The sequence below is a fragment of the Streptomyces roseolilacinus genome, assembly GCF_014649335.1.
Lineage (GTDB): Bacteria > Actinomycetota > Actinomycetes > Streptomycetales > Streptomycetaceae > Streptomyces > Streptomyces roseolilacinus.
The window spans coordinates 199,037-217,964 of the sequence record NZ_BMSV01000002.1 but is presented as its reverse complement, the minus strand read 5'-3'; the positions used below and the strand labels follow the sequence as shown (position 1 = coordinate 217,964).

The window sequence follows — 18,928 nt, the reverse complement described above, 5'->3', positions numbered from 1 at the left end:
CCCACCGGCGCGCCCCCCTCGCCGCGTACGGGCGGCCGGTGCGCGGTACCGCCGGCGGTCCGCTCGGGGTGCCGGCGGTACCGGTGGACCGCGCCCCGCGCGCCCGTGGCACGCTGGGCCCACGCGTCGGGAGGGCGTGGTCGACGCGTGGGGAGCGGGGAGGGACCGTGGTGGAGCAGGGCGCAGCCGAGGAGTACCTGGAGGGGTACACCCGGATACTGGCCGGTGCCTGCGCCACCGGCAGGAGGCTCTCCCGGGACGAGCTGGAGGCGCTGCGGGCCCAGGGCGAGCGGGCCGCGGAGGCCGGCGTCGGGCTGCGCCTGATGGTGCGCGCCCACCTCGCCGCCGCGCAGGACGTACGCGCGGGCCTGCGCGGCCCGGCCGCCGACCACCTGCTCGCCGCGGTGGAACAGGCCGTGGACGCCTTCGCGGAGGGCCACGAACGGGCGCAGCGGCTGGCGATCCGGCAGCAGGAGGCGGCGCGGCGCGAGTTCGTCGACGACCTGCTCCACGGCCGCAGCGACCCCGGGCGGCTGGCCGAACGGGCGGGGCGCTTCGGGCTGTTGCTGTCCCACGCCCACGCGGTCGCCGTCGCCGAGGGCCCGGAGCCGTACGACGACGGCTATCGGGTCACCCGCGGTGTCGAGTCGTCCCTCGCGGGGCGCTTCGGTGACCGCCGGATCCTGCTGACCACGAAGAACGGCCGCCTGATCTGCATCGCGCCCGGCGACCAGACCGACGTCCTGGCCTTCTTCGCCGAGCGGGCGCACGCCGCGACCGACGGCGGCCGGGTGGCCGTCGGCCGCGCCCACCCGGGCGTCGGCGGGGTCGCCCACTCCTACGAGGAAGCGCTCAACGCCCTGGACCTGGCCGCCCGCATGCAGGTGAGGGACCCGGTGCTGTACGCCGCGGACCTCCTGGTGTACCCGGTGCTCACCCGTGACCGGCAGGCCATGGCCGACCTCGTGCGCACGGTCCTCGGGCCGCTCCGGCAGGCCCGCGGCGGCGCGCGGCCGCTCCTGGAGACCCTCACGGCCTACTTCGACACCGGCTGCGTGGCCGCCGAGGCCGCCCGGCGGCTGTCCCTCAGCGTGCGGGCGGTGACCTACCGGATGGAACGGATCCACCGGCTGACCGGCACCGACCCGGGCGATCCCGCCGACCGCTACACCCTCCAGACGGCGGTCATCGGCGCCCGCCTGCTCGACTGGCCCGAACAGGAGATCTGACGGCGCGCCGGGCACGCGCCCGCGGCCCGGCGCGCCGGTGGCGGAGCGCACCGTCCCCGCGCACGCCGGGAGTCGAGCGGGCCGGGAGCGGACGCCCCGCGCGGGACGGGCGCGAGAGCGGCATCAGGAGCGCGTGAAGATTGCCGGGGAACGGCAGTGAACCCCGGTACGGACCGATGCGACGATGCCGCGGACGACGGAAGCAGCCCGGCGGCCGAAGGAGCGGGACGTGGCCTGGTTTCTCACTCTCGGCATCGGGGGTCTGGTGCTGCTGGTCCTGTCCCTGGTCCTCGACGGGGTGCTGGAGGGGGTCCTCGACGGCATCGGCGGGGGGCCGGACGGGTTCCTGTCGTTGCCGGTGCTCGCCGGGTTCGTGTCGATGCTGGGGTTCACCGGCGCGATCACGCTCGGCACCACCGGTCTGGGGGCGGGGGCCGCCACCGCGGCGGGCGCGGTCGCGGGGGCCGGCGCCGCGTGGCTGACCTGGAGGGCCTGCCGGGCCCTCATGCGCGACGGCGCCGCCCCCGCGCCCCGGGGTGAGGACCTGACGGGCACGTCGGGTTCGGTGGTGACGGACATCCCGGCGGACGCGTACGGCGAGGTGCTGCTGCATCTCGCCGGCCAGCCGGTCAAGTACGCGGCGAAGTCCGCCGTACCCCTCGCCCGGGGCACGGAGGTCTGGGTGGAGGCCGTCCTGTCGCCGACGTCCGTCGCGGTCCGCCCGGTCCGGTACTGACCCCCCGCCGCCCCCGTCCACCCGACACCCGTCCGCCCGACCCCCGTCCGCCCGACCCGGCTCCGATCAAGGGGAAACGCTTCATGAGTCCTGTCCTCACCGCTGTGGTGGGCATCGTCGTCCTCGTCGTCCTGCTCGCCCTCGTCGTCATCACCCGCTACAAGGTCGCCGGGCCCAGCGAGGCGTTCGTCATCACCGGCCGGCGCGGCAAGCAGTCCACCGACCCGGCCACCGGGCGGGTGTTCACCGACAACAGCGGCCAGAAGGTCGTGGTCGGCGGCGGCGTCTTCGTCGTCCCCTTCGTCCAGCAGAAGTTCACCCTCGACCTGTCCAGCCGCCACATCCCGGTCGCGGTGCGCGGCGCGGTCACCCTGCGCGGCATCAAGGCGCACCTGGAGGGGGTCGCCATCGTCAAGGTCGGGGGCACCGAGGACTCGATCCGGGCCGCCGCGCAGCGGTTCCTGATGCAGCAGGACGGGATCGTCGGCTTCACGCAGGAGGTGCTGTCCGGCGCGCTGCGCTCCATCGTGGGCCGCATGTCGGTCGAGGACATCATCCGCGACCGCGCCGCGTTCGCCGGGCAGGTCGCGGAGGAGGCCGAGGCCAGCCTGTCGGGCCAGGGCCTGGTCCTGGACGCCTTCCAGATCCAGGACATCACCACCGAGGGCTCCTACCTGGAGGACCTGGGCCGGCCGGAGGCCGCCCGGGCCAGGCAGGAGGCGGACATCGCCGAGGCCGTCGCCCGGCGCGCCGCCGAGGAGGCCCGGCTCAAGGCGGAGGAGGAGATCGCGATCGCGCAGCGGACCCTCTACCTCAAGCAGGCCGAGATCAAGGCCCAGACCGACGAGGCCGCGGCCCGGGCGAACGCGGCCGGCCCGCTCGCCGAGGCCGCCCGGCAGCAGGACGTCCTCACCGAGCAGGAGAAGGTCGCCGAGCGGCAGGCGGCGCTGACCGACCGCCAGCTCGACACGCAGGTCCGCAAGCCCGCCGACGCCGCCCGCTACCAGGCCGAGCAGGAGGCCGAGGCCCGGCGGATCGCGCTGGTCAAGCAGGCCGAGGCGGACGCCCAGCGCTCCCGCCTCACCGGTGAGGGCGAGAAGGCCCACCGTGCCGCGCTCGCGGACGCCGTGCGCATCGAGGGCGAGGCCCAGGCCGCCGCCACCGCCGCCAGGGGCTCCGCCGAGGCCGAGGCGATGCGGAAGAAGGCCGACGCCTTCGCCCGGTACGGCGACGCCGCCGTCCTCCAGATGCTCGTCGAGGTGCTCCCCCAGGTGGTGGCCAAGGCGTCCGAGCCGCTGTCGGCCATCGACAAGATGACCGTCATCTCCACGGACGGCGCGAGCCGGCTGTCCCGTACCGTCACCGACAACGTCGCCCAGGGCATGGAGCTCCTCAGCTCCACGACCGGGGTCGACCTCGCCTCCCTCCTCGAAGGGATCACCCGGAAGAAGCACGTACCGGCTCCCGCCCCGGCGGCGCCGTCCGGCGACGGAACCGTCGAGATCACCGAGTAGGCCGGAGTACCGGGGCGCCGGCGCGAAGGCCCGTACGGGCCCGCGCCGGCGTCCCCGTGCCGCGGCTCCGCCCGCGCGCCCTCCGCCCCGGCGGCGCGGCGCGCGGCCCGTCGTCTCCCCGGCTCGTCGCCGCACGCGCCCCGCCCCGGGTGCGCCCCGCGCCCCCAGGACCGCCGCGTCACCGCCGCGGCCCGGTCGCCGGGCCGGCGACACCGGCCGCTCGCCGCGCGCGTATCCGCCGCGTCGCGTGTGAAGAATGGCATGCAGGACCGGCAACCACCCGTCGACCGCCCGGCGGGCCCGTGACCGAGGAGGCCCCCGCACGGCATGTTCCCCCCTTTCGGCGCCGAGCCCCGGACGGGCCGGCGCGCCCGCCGGGCCGCCCGGCGCCGCGCCGAGCCGTCCGGGGCCGCCGCCGGGCGCCGCGGACCGCCGGGACCCGCATCCCGCACCACAGCACCTGACCGGTGAGGACACCGCTCAGAGCCCTGTCCGACAGCTTTGCTGGGAGAGACCGTTGAGAATGCTGATCAATGTGCCCGAGACGGTGGTCGCCGACGCTCTGCGGGGTTTCGCGGCCGCGCATCCGGAGCTCACCGTGGACGTGGAGAACCGGGTCGTCGTACGGCGGGACGCGCCCGTGGCCGGGAAGGTGGCGCTCGTCTCGGGGGGCGGGTCGGGGCACGAGCCGCTGCACGCCGGTTTCGTGGGGCCCGGGATGCTGTCCGCGGCCTGTCCGGGGGAGGTGTTCACGTCGCCCGTCCCGGACCAGATGGTGCGGGCCGCGGCCGCGGTGGACAGCGGCGCGGGGGTGCTGTTCGTCGTGAAGAACTACACCGGTGACGTCCTGAACTTCGACATGGCGGCCGAACTCGCCGAGGACGAGGGGATCCAGGTCGCCAAGGTCCTCGTCGACGACGACGTGGCCGTGTCGGACAGCCTGTACACGGCCGGGCGGCGCGGGACCGGGGCGACGCTGTTCGTGGAGAAGATCGCGGGCGCGGCGGCCGAGGAGGGCGCGCCGCTGGAGCGGGTCGAGGCGATCGCCCGGCGGGTGAACGCCGCGTCGCGGAGCTTCGGGGTGGCGCTGAGCGCGTGCAGCACGCCCGCGAGGGGCGGCCCCACGTTCGACCTGCCGCCCGGCGAGCTGGAGCTGGGCGTCGGCATCCACGGCGAGCCGGGGCGGGAGCGGCGGCCGATGATGACGGCACGGGAGATCGCCGACGTCGCCGTGGACGCCGTACTCGACGACCTGGACCCGTCCGGGCCGGTGCTGCTGCTGGTCAACGGGATGGGCGGGACCCCGCTGCTGGAGCTGTACGGGTTCGGGGCCGAGGTGCACCGGGTCCTGGGGGAACGCGGGGTGCCCGTGGCGCGGACCCTCGTCGGGAACTACGTGACGTCGCTGGACATGGCGGGCGCGTCGGTGACGGTGTGCCGGGCCGACGAGGAGCTGCTGCGGCTGTGGGACGCCCCCGTGCGGACTCCGGCGCTGCGGTGGGGACGGTGAGCGCCGTGCTGGACGCCGGGTTCTTCCGGCGGTGGATGACCGCCGCCGCGGCGGCCGTGGACCGGGAGGCCGACCGCCTCACCGACCTGGACTCCGCGATCGGCGACGCCGACCACGGGGCGAACATGCGGCGCGGCTTCGCGGCGGTGGCGGCGGCGCTGGAGGCGGAACCGCAGCCCACGCCCGGCGCGGTGCTGGTGTTCGCGGGACGGCGGTTGATCTCGACGGTCGGCGGGGCGTCCGGCCCGTTGTACGGGACGCTGCTGCGCCGTACCGGCAAGGCGCTGGGCGACGCCGCCGAGGTGACGCCCGAGGCGCTCGCCGAGGCGCTCGGCGCGGGCGTCGCGGCGGTGGCGCAGCTCGGTGGGGCGACGGCCGGGGACAAGACGATGCTGGACGCGCTCGGGCCGGGCGTCGACGCGCTCGGGCGGGGCGGCGGCTTCGCGGGGGCCGCGCGGGCCGCCGCGGAGGGCGCGGCGGCGACCGTGCCGATGCTCGCCCGCAAGGGGCGGGCCAGCTACCTCGGGGAGCGGTCGATCGGCCACCAGGACCCGGGCGCCACCTCGGCGGCACTCCTGTTCGAGGCGCTCGTGGAGGCGGCCGCGTGACCGGGGCGGGTACGGCCGGGGCGGGCGCGCCGGTCGGGGTCGTCCTCGTCTCGCACAGCGCCGAGGTCGCCGCGGCCGTCGCGGAGCTGGCGCGCGGGCTGGCCGGCGGGGCGGCCGGGGTGCCGGTGGCCGCGGCGGGCGGCGGTCCGGACGGCGGGCTCGGCACCAGCGCGGAGCTGGTCGCCCGGGCGGCGCACGACGTGGACCGGGGCGCCGGCGTGGCGGTGCTCGTCGACCTGGGCAGCGCCGTCCTGACGGTGAAGGCGCTGCTCGCGGAGGGCGACGAACTGCCCGAGGGGGCACGGCTGGTGGACGCGCCGTTCGTGGAGGGCGCGGTCGCGGCGGTGGTCACCGCGTCGGCGGGCGGCGATCTGGACGCGGTGGAGGCCGCGGCCGCGGAAGCATACCGGTACCGCAAGGCGTAAGGGTGCGCGGTTGTGAGGGAGCAGGTCAACGCACTACTGTCGCAGGGCCTTGGTGTACGGGAAACCGGTTCGAAACCGGTGCGGCCCTCGCCACTGTGATCGGGAAGTCCGGCTCCACCCCCCGTGAGAACGGGGAAGCCACTGGACCGCCGCGGGAGACCGCGGCGTCCGGGAAGGCGGAGCCGAGGCGGTACGACCCGTCAGCCAGGAGACCGGCCAAGGCGCGTTGTCCATCCACGAGGTGCTGGAGAGGGTCTTCCCCACATGCATATAGCCGAGGGTTTCCTCCCCCGGGAACACGCGGTCGCCTGGACGCTGGCGGCCGCTCCGTTCGTCGTCCACGGTGTCCGGGCCCTGACCCGGGAGGTCAGGGCCAATCCCGAGTCGACCCTGCTGCTCGGCGCGTCCGGGGCGTTCACGTTCGTCCTGTCGGCGCTGAAGATCCCGTCCGTGACGGGCAGCTGCTCCCACCCCACCGGTACGGGTCTGGGCGCCATCCTGTTCCGGCCGCCGATCATGGCGGTGCTCGGCACGATCACCCTGCTGTTCCAGGCGCTGCTGCTGGCGCACGGCGGGCTCACCACGCTCGGCGCGAACGTCTTCTCGATGGCGGTCGTCGGCCCGTGGGCCGGGTACGGGACGTACCGGCTGCTGCGCCGGTCGGGGGTGCCGCTGATGGTGGCCGTGTTCTTCGGCGCGTTCGTCGCCGACCTGTCGACGTACTGCGTGACGAGCGTGCAGCTGGCGCTGGCGTTCCCCGATCCGGCCAGCGGCCTCACGGGGGCGCTCGTGAAGTTCGGCGGCATCTTCGCGGTGACGCAGGTGCCGCTCGCGGTCAGCGAGGGCCTGCTGACGGTGCTGGTCATGCGGCTCCTGCGGCAGTCCAGCAAGGGTGAGCTGGCGCGGCTCGGGGTGCTCCCGGCGGCGGACGCGACGAAGGGGGCGGTGGTCCGATGAGCCGCAACACGAGGATCAACGCCCTGCTCCTGCTGGTGGTGGTGGCGCTGGCCGTGCTGCCGCTGGCGCTGGGGCTCGGCGAGGGCCGGGAGGAGCCGTTCGCGGGCGCCGACGCGCAGGCGGAGACGGCGATCGCGGAGAACGCCCCGGACTACGAGCCGTGGTTCACGCCGCTGTACGAGCCGCCGTCCGGGGAGGTCGAGTCGGCGCTGTTCTCGCTGCAGGCGGCGCTCGGCGCGGGTGTGCTGACGTACTACTTCGGGCTGCGGCGCGGCCGTCGGCAGGGCGAGGAGCGGGCCCGGGCCGGCGCGGCGGACGACGCCGGCGCCGCGACGGCGACCCCGGCCGCGGCCGACGTCCGGGCCGACGGGCCCGCGGCGTCCGGGGAGTAGCGCGGGTGCTGCCCATCGACGTGGCGGCGCACGGCAGCCGCTGGCGCCGCCGCCATCCGGCCGAGAAGGCCGCGCTGGGGTTCGGGCTGACCGTGTGCGCGGTGTCCCTGCCGCCCTGGCCGGGCGCGGTCCTGGTCACGGTGGCGGCGCTGGCGGTGCTGCTGGGCCCGGCGGGCGTGGCGCCGCGCCAGCTGTGGCGGGCGTGGCGGCTGCCGCTCGGGTTCTGCGTGACGGGCGCCGTGCCGCTGCTGTTCCAGGTCGGTGGTCCGGACGGGTGGCCGGCGCTGGCGCCGGAGGGCCCGGCGCACGCCGGCCGGCTGCTGCTGCGCACCTCGGCGGCGTCGCTGGGGCTGCTGCTGTTCGCGTTCACCACGCCCGTGTCGGACGTGCTGCCCCGGCTCGTGCGGGCCGGTGTGCCGGCGCCGGTGGTGGACGTCGCGCTGGTGATGTACCGGATCGGTTTCCTGCTGCTGGACGCGGTCGCGCGGATCCGGCAGGCGCAGGCGGCGCGGCTCGGGCTGACGAGCCGCGCGGCGGCGTGGCGGTCGGTGGCGGGGCTGGGCGCGACGGCGTTCGTGCGGGCCTTCGACCGCGCGGCGCGGTTGCAGACGGGCCTCGCGGGGCGCGGTTACGACGGCACGCTGCGGGTGCTGGTGCCCGACGCGCGGGTGGACCGCCGTTTCCTCGCCGCGACGGCGGCGCTGCTGGCGGCGGTGGTCGCCCTGACTCTGGTACTGGAGAGGTCGCTGTGATGCCCGGAGCCCCCGTGGTCGAGCTGGTCGGTGCGGGATTCGCCTACGAGGACGGCCCCGCCGTGCTGTCCGGGGTCGACTTCGCCGTGCCGGAGGGGCGGTCGCTGGCCGTGCTGGGCCGCAACGGCAGCGGCAAGACGACGCTGCTGCGGCTGCTCAGCGGCGGGCTGCGGTGCGGGAGCGGGCGGCTGCGGGTCGCCGGTGAGGACGTGGCGTACGACCGGAAGGGCCTGACGCGGCTGCGCACGACGGTGCAGCTGGTGGTGCAGGACCCGGACGACCAGCTGTTCGCGGCGTCGGTGGGGCAGGACGTGTCGTTCGGGCCGATGAACCTGGGGCTGCCGCAGGAGGAGGTGCGGTCCCGGGTGCGGGCGGCGCTGGAGGCGCTGGACATCGTGGCCCTGGAGGACCGGCCGACGCACCTGTTGTCGTACGGGCAGCGCAAGCGGGCGGCCATCGCGGGCGCCGTGGCGATGCGCCCCCGGGTGCTGATCCTGGACGAGCCGACGGCGGGGCTCGACCCGCACGGGCAGGAGCGGCTGCTGGCGGTGCTGGACGGGCTGCGGGCGTCGGGGACGACGGTGGTGATGGCCACGCACGACGTGGACCTGGCGCTGCGGTGGGCGGACGACGCGGCGGTGCTCACCCCGGGCGGGCTGCGGACGGGGCCGGTGGAGGAGGTGCTGGCGGACGCGGAGCTGCTGGACGCCGCGCGGCTGCGGCGGCCGTGGGCGGCGGCGGTGGCGCGGCTGCTGCGGGCGCACGGGCTGCTGGGCGCCGGCGAGCCGGTGCCGTGCACGCCGGAGGAGCTGGACGCGTGGGGGGCGCGGTCGGCCCCGCGGGGGTGACGGCCGCGGGGCGGGGTGCCGCAGCTCACGCCCCGCTCGTTATGCAACTTGTTGCACAACCGGGTCGGGGTCGTCTACAACAGGGGCGATGACACCGCGCGCGAGGAGGCGCCCCGCATGACCCCGACCCCGAGCCCGTCCCCGTACCCGCATCTGCTGAGCCCGCTCGACCTGGGCTTCACCACCCTTCCCAACCGGGTGCTGATGGGCTCCATGCACGTCGGCCTGGAGGAGGCGGAGAACGGCTTCGCCCGCATGGCCGCCTTCTACGCGGCCCGCGCCCGGGGCGGGGCGGCCCTCATCGTGACGGGCGGCATCGCCCCGAACGAGGCGGGGCGGCCGTACGACGGCGGCGCCAAGCTCACCACCGAGGACGAGGCGGCGCAGCACCGCGTCGTGACGGACGCGGTGCACGCGGCGGGCGGGCGGATCGCCCTGCAGATCCTCCACTTCGGCCGCTACGCGTACCACCCGCGGCTGGTCGCGCCGAGCGCCCTCCAGGCGCCGATCAGCCCGTTCGTCCCGCACGCCCTGACGGACGCCGAGGTCGAGCAGACGGTCGAGGACTACGTGCGGACGGCGGAGCTGGCGAAGTCCGCCGGGTACGACGGCGTCGAGATCATGGGCTCCGAGGGCTACCTGATCAACGAGTTCATCGCCGCCGCGACCAACCACCGCGACGACCGGTGGGGCGGCTCGTACGAGAACCGGACGCGCTTCCCGCTGGAGATCGTCCGCCGCACCCGCGAGCGGGTCGGCGAGGACTTCATCCTGGTCTACCGGCTCTCCATGCTGGACCTGGTGCCCGGCGGCTCGTCGCTGGAGGAGGTGGTCGCGCTGGCGAAGGACATCGAGGCGGCCGGCGCGACGATCATCAACACCGGCATCGGCTGGCACGAGGCCCGGATCCCCACCATCGCCACCTCGGTGCCCCGCGCCGCGTACACCTGGGTGACGAAGCGGCTGATGGGCGCGGTGTCGGTGCCGCTGGTCACCGGCAACCGCGTCAACACCCCCGAGGTCGCCGAGGAGGTCCTGGCCGACGGCCGCGCCGACATGGTGTCGCTGGCCCGGCCGTTCCTCGCCGACCCCGACTTCGTGGCGAAGGCGCGCGAGGGCCGGCCGGAGGCCATCAACACCTGCATCGGCTGCAACCAGGCGTGCCTGGACCACACCTTCAGCGGCAGGATCACCTCCTGCCTGGTCAACCCGCGCGCCTGCCACGAGACGGAACTGGTCCTCTCCCCCACCCGCCTGCGCAAGCGGATCGCCGTCGTCGGCGCCGGCCCGGCCGGCCTCGCCTGCGCGGTGTCGGCGGCCGAGCGGGGCCACGCGGTCACGCTCCACGACGCCGCGGAGGAGGTCGGCGGCCAGCTGAACGTGGCGAAGCGGGTGCCGGGCAAGGAGGAGTTCGACGAGACCCTCCGCTACTTCCGCACGCAGCTGGAACTGCACGGCGTGGACGTGCGGCTCGGCGCGTACGTCTCGGCGGACATGCTGGACGGCTACGACGAGGTGGTCGTCGCGACCGGCGTCACCCCGCGCGTCCCGGACCTCGAAGGCGTCGACCACCCCAGCGTCGTCGGCTACCTGGACGTGCTGCGCGGCGGCGCGCCGGTCGGCGAGCGGGTCGCGATCCTGGGCGCGGGCGGCATCGGCTTCGACGTCGCCGAGTACCTCACGGACGGCGGCGAGGGCGCGAGCCTCGACCCGGAGGCGTACTTCCGCCGCTGGGGCGTCGACACGTCGTACGGCGAGCGGGGCGGGCTGCGCGCCCCCGAGCGGCCCCGGCCGCCGCGCCGGGTGACGCTGCTCCAGCGCAAGACGACCAAGGTCGGCGCCGGCCTGGGCAAGACGACCGGGTGGATCCACCGCACGGAGCTGAAGCACCGCGGCGTGGCGATGGTCGCCGGGGCGTCCTACGAGCGCGTCGACGACGAGGGCCTGCACATCACGGTCGACGGTGAGGCCCGCACCCTGCCGGTCGACACGGTGGTCCTGTGCACCGGCCAGGAGCCGCGCCGCGACCTGTACGAGGAGCTGACGGCGGCGGGCGTCCGGGCCCATCTGATCGGCGGCGCGGACGTGGCGGCGGAGCTGGACGCGAAGCGCGCGATCGACCAGGGCACCCGCCTGGCGGCGACGCTGTAGGTCCCCCACGGGCCGGGCGGGGCGGCGCCCGACCGGGGCGCCGCGGCCCACCGGGCCCCTGGGAAGGGGCTTCGAAGTCCCGTCCGCGGGCGAACGACGCCGCTTCGACGACACTCCCTAGGATGCGGGCATGTCACTCCCGCACGCGATCCTCACCGCTCTGCTCGAGAAGCCGTCCTCGGGTCTGGAACTGACCCGGCGCTTCGACCGGTCGATCGGCTACTTCTGGTCGGCGACCCACCAGCAGATCTACCGCGAGCTGGGGAAACTGGAGCAGGCGGGGCTGATCCGGGTCCTGCCGGCCCCGGTGACGCCGGTGCGGGGGCAGAAGAAGGAGTACGAGGTGCTGCCCGCCGGCCGGGCGGAACTGGCCGACTGGACGCGGCGGGCCGAGGACCCGAAGCCGATCCGCAGCGCGTTGCTGCTGCGGCTGCGCGCCGCGGCCGTGGTGGGCACGGAGGGCATGGCGGACGAGCTGCGCCGCCATCTGGAGCTGCACCGGGCGCAGTTGGAGGAGTACCTGGGCATGGAGCGGCGGCAGTTCCCGCCGGAGCGGGACGCGGAGGCGGACCGGTTGCGGCACCTGGTGCTGCGGGGCGGGATCGAGCTGGAGCGGTTCTGGGTGGCGTGGCTGACGGAGGCGCTGGAGGGCCTGGACGCCCCCGACTGTTAATGGGAATCGTTTCCATGTAGCGTGGCCGCCATCCGTACCACCGATGGAGGTCCGTTCGACCATGGCCGTGCCCAAGCGGAAGATGTCCCGCTCCAACACCCGTCACCGCCGCGCCCAGTGGAAGGCGACCACCCCGCAGCTCGTGCCCGTCACGGTCGACGGGGTGGTCCAGCAGGTCCCCCAGCGCCTGGTCAAGGCGTACGAGCGCGGCCTGATCCGCCCGTAGGGGCGACCCGCGCGCTCAGGCGGCCGCGGCCCCGCGCCAGGCGGACTCGCGCAGCAGGCGCAGCCCGTTGAGGCCGACCAGGACCGTGGAGCCCTCGTGGCCGGCCACGCCCAACGGCAGCGGGAGGTGGCCGGCCAGGTCCCAGACGACCAGGGCGCCGATGCAGCCGCCGGCGATCACGAGGTTCTGGACGACGAGGCGGCGGGCGCGCCGGGAGAGGGCCACCACCGCCGGGACGGCGGCCAGTTCGTCCCGCACGACGACCGCGTCGGCGGTCTCCAGCGCCAGGTCGGACCCGGCCCGGCCCATGGCGATGCCGACGTGGGCGGCGGCGAGGGCGGGGGCGTCGTTGACGCCGTCGCCGACGACGAGGGTGCGCCGGCCCTCGCGCTCCCAGGCGCGGACGGCGGCCGCCTTGTCCTCGGGGAGCAGGCCCGCCCGCACGTCGGTGATGCCCGTGTCGGCGGCGACGCCCCGCGCGGCCGGCTCCCCGTCGCCGGTCAGCAGGGCCGGAGCGGTGCCGGTGAGGCGGGTGAGGGCGGCGACCGCGGCGGGGGCGCCCTCGCGGAGCCGGTCGGTGACGCCGAGGAGCGCGACGGGCACCCCGTCGACGGCGACCTCCACCGCCGTACGGCCCGCGGCCCGCGCCTCCCGCACGGCGCCGGACGCCTCCCCGGGGCGGCCGACCTCCACCTTCCGCCCGCCGACCAGGGCGCGGACGCCGCGGCCGGGGGACGACGAGAACTCCCCGGCGTCCGCGAGGGGCAGTCCGCGGTCGCGGGCGGCGGCCACCACGGCGCGGGCCAGCGGGTGTTCACTGGGCAGCTCGGCGGCGGCCGCGAGCGCCAGCACCTCGTCCTCCGCCAGTCCGCCGCCGGGCAGCACGCGGACCTCCGCCACCCGCGGGGCGCCCTCCGTGAGCGTGCCGGTCTTGTCCAGGGCGACGCGGTCCACCGCGCCCAGCCGCTCCATCACCACGCAGGACTTGACGAGGACGCCGTGCCGCCCGGCGTTGGCGATCGCGGACAGCAGCGGCGGCATGGTGGCGAGGACGACCGCGCACGGCGACGCAACGATCATGAACGTCATGGCCCGCAGCAGCGTCTCCTCCAGGGGCGCGCCGAGGGCGAGGGGCACGGCGAACAGGGCGAGCGTGGCGACGACGACGCCCACCGAGTAGCGCTGCTCGATCCTCTCGACGAACAGCTGGGTGGGCGCCTTGGTGGCGCTCGCCTCCTCCACCAGGGCGACGATCCGGGCGAGGACAGAGTCGGCGGGGTCCTCGCCGACCACGACCCGCAGGGCGCCGGTGCCGTTGAGGGTGCCGGCGAAGACCCGGTCGCCGGCGGACCGGGCGACGGGCAGCGGCTCGCCGGTGATGGTCGCCTGGTCCACGTCGCTCGCGCCGTCGAGGACCGTGCCGTCGGCGGGGAGCCGCTCCCCGGGCCGTACGAGGACGACGTCACCGACCCTCAGGGCGGCGGCGTCCACGGCCTCCTCCGCGCCGTCGGCGCGCAGCCGCACCGCCCGGGCGGGTGCCAGGTCGAGCAGGCCGCGCACCGAGTCGGCGGTGCGCCGGGTGGCGAGCGCCTCCAGCGCCCCGGACACCGCGAAGATGACGATGAGCAGGCCGCCGTCGAGGAACTGGCCGATCGCGGCGGCCCCCAGCGCGGCGACCACCATCAGCAGGTCGACGTCGAGGGCCTTCCCGCGCAGGGCCCGCAGACCGGCCAGGCCCGGCTCCCAGCCACCCGCGGCGTAGCACACCGCGTACAGCGGGCCCCACGCCCAGGCGGGGGCGCCGGCCAGGTCGAGGGGGAAGGCGGCGAGGAAGGCGACCGTCGCGAGCGCGGCCCAGCGCACCTCCGGCAGCGCGGACAGGCGGGTGCGGCGCGCCGGGGGCGGGGGCGCGGCGGACGGGAGCGCCGGGCTTGCGGCGGAGACCGGGGAGGCCATCGGGCACACCTCTTCCAGGGCGGGGGCGGCGGCGGGCACGGGACCGCGCCCGCTCCCCACCATAGCGGAACACATGAAGACCTCTTCATCTGTACGGCCCCGCACGCGACTACGATGGCCCCCATGGGACATGGAGCGAACGCCGGGGCCACCCCCACGGGCCGCCTCGACGCGGATGCCGCGGCCACCATCGCCGCCACGCTGCAGGCCCTGGCCACGCCGTCCCGGCTGATGATCCTCACCCGTCTGCGCGAAGGCCCCTGCGGGGTGACGGAGCTGGCGGAGTCCGTCGCCATGGAGCAGTCCGCCGTCTCCCACCAGCTGCGGCTGCTGCGCGCGTTGGGGCTGGTGCACGGGGTGCGCCAGGGCCGCCGTATCGAGTACAGCCTCTACGACAACCACGTGGCCCAGCTCCTCGACGAGGCCGTGTACCACATCGAGCACCTCCGGCTCGGCGCCCGCGACCTGCCCTGACCCGGCGTGGATACTGGGACGCCGCAGGACGTCGACGCGAAGGGGCGGACATGACCGACGAGTTGGGCAGCGGCGCGGGGGCGGGGCGCGGGGGGCGCCACGCGGTGGTGATCGGCGGCAGCGTCGCCGGGCTCCTCGCGGCCAGGGTGCTCGCGGACCACGCCGAGCGGGTCACCGTCGTGGAGCGGGACCGCTTCCCCGAGGAGGCCGAGCCCCGCGCGGGCGTGCCGCAGGGGCGCCACCTGCACGTGCTGCTGGAGGGCGGCCAGCGGGCCCTGGAGCAGCTGCTGCCGGGCGTCATGGACGAGTTGCTGGCGGACGGCGCCCCGCGCGTGGGGATGCCCGAGGACGTGGTGCAGTGGCAGGCCGGCGGCTGGTACCACCGCACGGCCGCCATGGTGCACCTGGTGACCGCGTCCCGGCCGCTGGTCGAACAGGCGATCCGGCGCCGGGTGCTGGCCGACCCGCGCGTGACGGCCGTCCAGGCGACGGAGGCGGTGGGCCTGGTCGGGGACGCCGCGCGCGTACGGGGCGTCCTGGTGCGCGAACGCGGCTCCGGCCGGGGCGGGGAACCGCGTCCGATCGCCGCCGACCTGGTCGTGGACGCCTCGGGCCGGGGGTCGCGGGCGTCGCGGTGGCTGGCCGCGCTCGGCGCGGAGCCGCCGCACGAGGAGACCATCGACACCGGCCTCGCCTACGCGTCGCGCCTCTACCGGCACGACCGGCACGGCGAGGAGACCGACGCGAGCGGCTACTTCGTCGTCCCCAACCCCCACCAGACGTACAGCGGTGTGGCGCTGCCCGTGGAGGACGGCCGGTTCCTGGTCACCCTGTCCGGGCTGCGCGGCGAGGAACCGCCCGCCGACGAGGCGGCGTTCGAGGAGTTCGCCGGGCGGCTGCCGCACCCGGTGCTGCGCGACTGGCTGGCCAAGGCCGAACCGGTCTCGCCGGTGTACGGCTTCCGGGACACCGCCAACGTACGGCGCCGCTACGACCGGCCGGGCCGGCGGCCGGCGGGCTTCCTCGTCACGGGCGACGCCCTGTGCGCCTTCAACCCGATCTACGGGCAGGGCATGGCGGTCGCGGCGATGGCCGCGGTCGTCCTGCGCGACGCCCTCGCGGACCGGCGCACGCCGACGACCTCACGCGTGCAGCGCGCGCTGCTGCGGGCCTCGCGCCAGGCGTGGGACATCTCGGCGGGCGCGGACAGGAAGATGCCGGGCGCGGTCGGCGACGCGGCCCGCACCTCGCCCCTGGAACGGCCCGTCGACTGGTACCTGGCCCGCCTCCAGCGCCGGGTGGGGTCCGACCCGGTGGTCGGCTCGGCGTTCCGGCCGGTGCTGTCCCTCATCAAGCCGCCGGCCGCGCTGTTCGCGCCGCGCGTGGCCCGGGCCGTGCTGTTCGGTCCGGAGCCGGAGGCCCTGCGGCATCCGCCCCTGTGGCGGGAGCCGGCCGGGGGCTGACGGCGCGCCGGCTCAGGGCCGCATGACGATCTTGCTGACGCCGTCCTCCTTGCGCTGGAACATGCGGTAGGCGTGCGGCGCGTCGGAGAGCGGCAGGTGGTGCGTGGCGAAGGTGTCCACGCCGAGGGGGTCCTCGTCGGTCAGCAGCGGCAGGATGTCGTCGACCCAGCGGCGGACGTTGGCCTGGCCCATGCGCAGCTGGATCTGCTTGTCGAAGAGGGTGAGCATCGGCAGCGGGTCGGCGGCCCCGCCGTAGACGCCGCTGAGGGAGATGGTGCCGCCGCGCCGCACGAGGTCGATGGCCAGGTACAGCGCGGCGAGCCGGTCGGTGCCGACCTTCTGGTGGAGTTTGGCCGCCCAGGCGCGCGGGAGGAGCGTGGCGGCCTGCTGCTGGGCCTTGGCGACCGGGCTGCCGTGGGCCTCGGTGCCGACGGCGTCGACGACGGCGTCCGGGCCGCGGCCGCCGGTGGCCTCCCGGACGGCGGCGATCAGGTCGTCCTGCCCGTCGTAGGCGGAGAGGTCGAAGACCTCCACGCCGCGCAGGCGGGCGCGGCCGAGGCGCTCGGGCACGAGGTCGATGCCGATGACCCGCTCCACGCCCTGGTGGAGGGCGATGCGGCAGCTCATCTCGCCGATCGGACCGAGGCCGAGGACGGCGAGGGAGCCCCCGGGTGGCACGTCGGCGTACCGGACGGCCTGCCAGGCGGTCGGCAGCACGTCGGAGAGGTAGAGGAACCGGTCGTCGGACGGGCCCTCGGGGACCTTGATCGGGCCGTACTGCGCCTGCGGGACGCGCAGGTACTCGGCCTGGGCGCCGGGCACGGAGCCGTAGAGCCGGGAGTACCCGAACAGCGCGGCGCCCGAGCCCTCCTCGGAGACCTGGGTGGTCTCGCACTGGGTGGGCAGGCCGCGCTCGCACATCCAGCAGTGGCCGCAGGCGATCTGGAAGGGGACCACCACGCGGTCGCCGGGGCGGAGGTGCGGCACCTCGGGGCCGACCTCCTCGACGATGCCGATGGGTTCGTGGCCCAGGATGTCGCCGGGGTTCATGAAGGGAGCGAGGACCTCGTAGAGGTGGAGGTCGGACCCGCACAGCCCGGTGGAGGTGACGCGCAGGATCGCGTCCGTGGGCTGCTCGATGCGCGGGTCCGGGACCTCGTCCACGCGGACGTCGCGCTTCCCGTGCCAGGTGACGGCCCTCATGGCGACCTTCTCCTTCCCTCGGTGCATGGCGGTGGCCGGGTACCCGGGGGCCGTCGCGGCGAATCCGTTTCGGCCAGAGTTCACCGGGAGTGGGCGGGAATGCCGGGGTCCGTCTTCCCAGCAGGTTTAGACCAATGATAGGGATGTGCTCACCGACACGGCTCACTCGGCTACGCTCAGCGAAAATTGAGGGTTGAAACATGACTGGACCCCACACCTCCCCCGCACTCCCCCTCTACCTCCAGGTCGCGACCGCGCTCCGCGACGACCTCACCGGGGGGCGGATCGCGCCGGGCTCCCGGCTCCCGTCCGAGCGCTCCCTGGTCCACCGCTTCGGGGTGAACCGGCAGACCGTGCGCAACGCGCTGCGGCTGCTGCGCGACGAGCGGCTGGTGGTCACCGAGCGGCGCGGCACCTACGCCGCCCCGGCGGAGCCGGCGGCGGCCGGGCCGGGACCGGCACTGGCGCCCGGGCTGCTGGAGTTCCCCGTCGGCGTGGGCGGACCGGACCGGGTGGTGGAGGCGGCGCTCGGCTGGGAGCCGGCGCCCGCGGGGACGGCGGAGGCGCTGGGGCTGCTGCCCGGCGAGCCGACGCTCGTCCACCGGCACCGGGTGCTGGGGCCGGACGGCGCGCTGGAGCACGGGGCGGTCTCCCGCTTCTCCCGGTACGCGCTGGCCGAGGTGCCCGAACTGGGGCGCTACCGACGGGCGGACGCGCGGCCGGGGCGCCGCCCGGACCTGCGGCCGGCGTACCGGTGGATGCACCGGGCGGGGCTGCGGCTGACGCGCCGCGAGTCGATCGGGGTGGGCCTGCCGGCGGTCGCCGCGTACCTGACGGTGCACCGCGAGGTGCAGGACCAGCACGGCCACGTGCTGGAGGTGACCGACATCCGCTTCGCCCCGCAGTCCGCGCCGCTCACCTACGAGTTCACGGCGTAGCCGCCGGGAGCCCGGCGGCGCGGGCGGCGGCGCCCAGGACGTCCGTCAGCATGTCCGGGGTGAGCCGGCCGGTGAACGTGTTGCGTTGGCTGACGTGGTAGCAGCCGAACAGTTCCAGGTCCGGCCCGCCACCGGCCGCCGGGAGCCGCACCCGGGCGCCGTGCGCGAACCGGGGCCTCGGGCGCGGCACCGACCAGCCCGCCGCGGCGAGCGCCGGGAGTACCGCCTGCCAGCCGAAGGCGCCCAGCACGACCAGGGCGCGGACGGTGGGCCGCAGCAGGTCCAGCTCCCGGGCCAGCCAGGGGCGGCAGGTGTCGCGCTCCGCGGGCGTGGGCCGGTTGTCGGGCGGCGCGCAGTGGACGGGGGCGGTGACCCGCACCCCGTGCAGGCGCAGCCCGTCGTCCCGGGAGGTCGCCTCGGCCTGGCCGGCGAGGCCGAGGCGGTGCAGCGCGGCGTACAGCACGTCGCCGGAGCGGTCTCCGGTGAACATGCGGCCCGTGCGGTTGCCGCCGTGTGCCGCGGGGGCGAGGCCCACGACGAGCAGGGCCGCGTCGTCCGGGCCGAAGCCGGGGACGGGGCGGGCCCAGTAGTCCCAGCCGGCGTACGCGCGGCGCCCCTCGCGGCCGACCCGCTCGCGCCATTCGACCAGGCGGGGGCAGGCCCGGCAGCGGACCACGGCCGCGTCGAGGCGGTCGAGCGAGGGGGCCCGCGGTGCCGTGCGGGCGGGGAAGTCCGGATCGTCCGGCCCGCCGCGCCGGCCGGGGGCGGCCGGGCCCCGGGGGCCGCCGGGGTGAGCGGGGCCGCCGGGAGGGGCGGGGCTGTCGGGGTGGGCGGGGCTGTCGGGGTGGTCCTGTCCCATACCCGTCGACGGTA

At 76.1% G+C, this 18,928-nt stretch carries 19 protein-coding genes and 1 riboswitch; of the genes, 16 read left to right on the top strand and 3 right to left on the bottom strand.

Features of this window, described 5'->3' with window-relative positions; all coding sequences use genetic code 11:
- Nucleotides 1-170 precede the first annotated feature (170 nt).
- The 13 genes from IE106_RS05240 (at nt 171) to rpmF (ending at nt 12,021) form a co-directional block, all read left to right on the top strand.
- Nucleotides 171-1,229 carry a PucR family transcriptional regulator gene (locus IE106_RS05240; RefSeq protein ID WP_373295904.1) on the top strand — a complete coding sequence of 353 codons (1,059 nt, stop codon included), beginning with the start codon at nt 171-173 and terminating at the stop codon, nt 1,227-1,229.
- A 229-nt stretch (nt 1,230-1,458) separates the two neighbouring features.
- Nucleotides 1,459-1,965 carry an NfeD C-terminal domain-containing protein gene (locus IE106_RS05235; RefSeq protein ID WP_189530302.1) on the top strand — a complete coding sequence of 169 codons (507 nt, stop codon included), beginning with the start codon at nt 1,459-1,461 and terminating at the stop codon, nt 1,963-1,965.
- 83 nt (nt 1,966-2,048) lie between these two features.
- On the top strand, nt 2,049-3,479 hold the full coding sequence (locus IE106_RS05230) for a flotillin family protein (protein ID WP_189530299.1): 1,431 nt from the start codon (nt 2,049-2,051) through the stop codon (nt 3,477-3,479).
- A 517-nt stretch (nt 3,480-3,996) separates the two neighbouring features.
- Nucleotides 3,997-4,989 carry a dihydroxyacetone kinase subunit DhaK gene (dhaK, locus tag IE106_RS05225; protein ID WP_189530297.1) on the top strand — a complete coding sequence of 331 codons (993 nt, stop codon included), beginning with the start codon at nt 3,997-3,999 and terminating at the stop codon, nt 4,987-4,989.
- Nucleotides 4,990-4,994: 5 nt separating this feature from the next.
- Nucleotides 4,995-5,597 (top strand): dihydroxyacetone kinase subunit DhaL, encoded by a 603-nt coding sequence (gene dhaL / locus IE106_RS05220; RefSeq protein WP_189531150.1) that lies wholly within the window; start codon nt 4,995-4,997, stop codon nt 5,595-5,597.
- Nucleotides 5,594-6,022, top strand: a complete 429-nt coding sequence (locus IE106_RS05215) for a PTS sugar transporter subunit IIA domain-containing protein (protein WP_189530296.1) — start codon at nt 5,594-5,596, stop codon at nt 6,020-6,022. The genes dhaL and IE106_RS05215 overlap by 4 nt, the downstream gene beginning before the upstream one ends.
- A gap of 33 nt (nt 6,023-6,055) precedes the next feature.
- A riboswitch (cobalamin riboswitch) is annotated at nt 6,056-6,257 on the top strand.
- A 29-nt stretch (nt 6,258-6,286) separates the two neighbouring features.
- Entirely contained in the window at nt 6,287-6,979 is a 693-nt protein-coding gene (locus IE106_RS05210) for an energy-coupling factor ABC transporter permease (RefSeq protein WP_189530294.1), read from the top strand.
- Nucleotides 6,976-7,371: an energy-coupling factor ABC transporter substrate-binding protein gene (locus IE106_RS05205; protein ID WP_189530293.1), complete on the top strand. Its 396-nt coding sequence runs from the start codon at nt 6,976-6,978 to the stop codon at nt 7,369-7,371. The genes IE106_RS05210 and IE106_RS05205 overlap by 4 nt, the downstream gene beginning before the upstream one ends.
- 5 nt (nt 7,372-7,376) lie before the next feature.
- Nucleotides 7,377-8,123, top strand: a complete 747-nt coding sequence (gene cbiQ / locus IE106_RS05200) for a cobalt ECF transporter T component CbiQ (RefSeq protein ID WP_189530292.1) — start codon at nt 7,377-7,379, stop codon at nt 8,121-8,123.
- Nucleotides 8,123-8,971, top strand: coding sequence for an energy-coupling factor ABC transporter ATP-binding protein (locus tag IE106_RS05195; RefSeq protein WP_189530291.1), 849 nt, complete (start codon nt 8,123-8,125; stop codon nt 8,969-8,971). Before cbiQ ends, IE106_RS05195 begins: the two co-directional genes overlap by 1 nt.
- A gap of 117 nt (nt 8,972-9,088) precedes the next feature.
- Nucleotides 9,089-11,122 carry an oxidoreductase gene (locus tag IE106_RS05190; protein ID WP_189530290.1) on the top strand — a complete coding sequence of 678 codons (2,034 nt, stop codon included), beginning with the start codon at nt 9,089-9,091 and terminating at the stop codon, nt 11,120-11,122.
- A 130-nt stretch (nt 11,123-11,252) separates the two neighbouring features.
- On the top strand, nt 11,253-11,795 hold the full coding sequence (locus tag IE106_RS05185) for a PadR family transcriptional regulator (RefSeq protein ID WP_189530289.1): 543 nt from the start codon (nt 11,253-11,255) through the stop codon (nt 11,793-11,795).
- A 61-nt stretch (nt 11,796-11,856) separates the two neighbouring features.
- Nucleotides 11,857-12,021 carry a 50S ribosomal protein L32 gene (gene rpmF / locus IE106_RS05180; protein WP_189530288.1) on the top strand — a complete coding sequence of 55 codons (165 nt, stop codon included), beginning with the start codon at nt 11,857-11,859 and terminating at the stop codon, nt 12,019-12,021.
- A 15-nt stretch (nt 12,022-12,036) separates the two neighbouring features.
- Here the strand turns inward: rpmF and IE106_RS05175 are convergent, their stop codons facing one another.
- Complete coding sequence (locus IE106_RS05175) at nt 12,037-13,977, bottom strand: heavy metal translocating P-type ATPase (RefSeq protein ID WP_189530287.1); 1,941 nt, start codon at nt 13,975-13,977, stop codon at nt 12,037-12,039.
- A 123-nt stretch (nt 13,978-14,100) separates the two neighbouring features.
- Between IE106_RS05175 and IE106_RS05170 the strand changes: the two genes are divergently transcribed.
- Both IE106_RS05170 and IE106_RS05165 read left to right on the top strand, forming a co-directional pair.
- Nucleotides 14,101-14,451, top strand: coding sequence for an ArsR/SmtB family transcription factor (locus IE106_RS05170; RefSeq protein ID WP_189530285.1), 351 nt, complete (start codon nt 14,101-14,103; stop codon nt 14,449-14,451).
- A 50-nt stretch (nt 14,452-14,501) separates the two neighbouring features.
- Complete coding sequence (locus IE106_RS05165) at nt 14,502-15,914, top strand: FAD-dependent oxidoreductase (RefSeq protein ID WP_189530284.1); 1,413 nt, start codon at nt 14,502-14,504, stop codon at nt 15,912-15,914.
- 12 nt (nt 15,915-15,926) lie between these two features.
- Here the strand turns inward: IE106_RS05165 and IE106_RS05160 are convergent, their stop codons facing one another.
- A complete protein-coding gene (locus tag IE106_RS05160; protein ID WP_189530283.1) occupies nt 15,927-17,117 on the bottom strand; it encodes a zinc-dependent alcohol dehydrogenase in 1,191 nt (396 codons plus the stop codon).
- A 200-nt stretch (nt 17,118-17,317) separates the two neighbouring features.
- On the opposite strand from IE106_RS05160, the gene IE106_RS05155 reads away from it, so the two are divergent.
- Complete coding sequence (locus IE106_RS05155) at nt 17,318-18,055, top strand: GntR family transcriptional regulator (RefSeq protein WP_189530282.1); 738 nt, start codon at nt 17,318-17,320, stop codon at nt 18,053-18,055.
- On the opposite strand, the gene IE106_RS05150 is transcribed toward IE106_RS05155, so the two are convergent.
- The gene (locus IE106_RS05150) at nt 18,045-18,914 is read right to left on the bottom strand and encodes a uracil-DNA glycosylase (RefSeq protein ID WP_229840056.1); all 870 of its coding nucleotides are present in this window, start codon (nt 18,912-18,914) and stop codon (nt 18,045-18,047) included. The two genes, IE106_RS05155 and IE106_RS05150, sit on opposite strands and share 11 nt — an antisense overlap.
- Nucleotides 18,915-18,928: the final 14 nt, after the last annotated feature.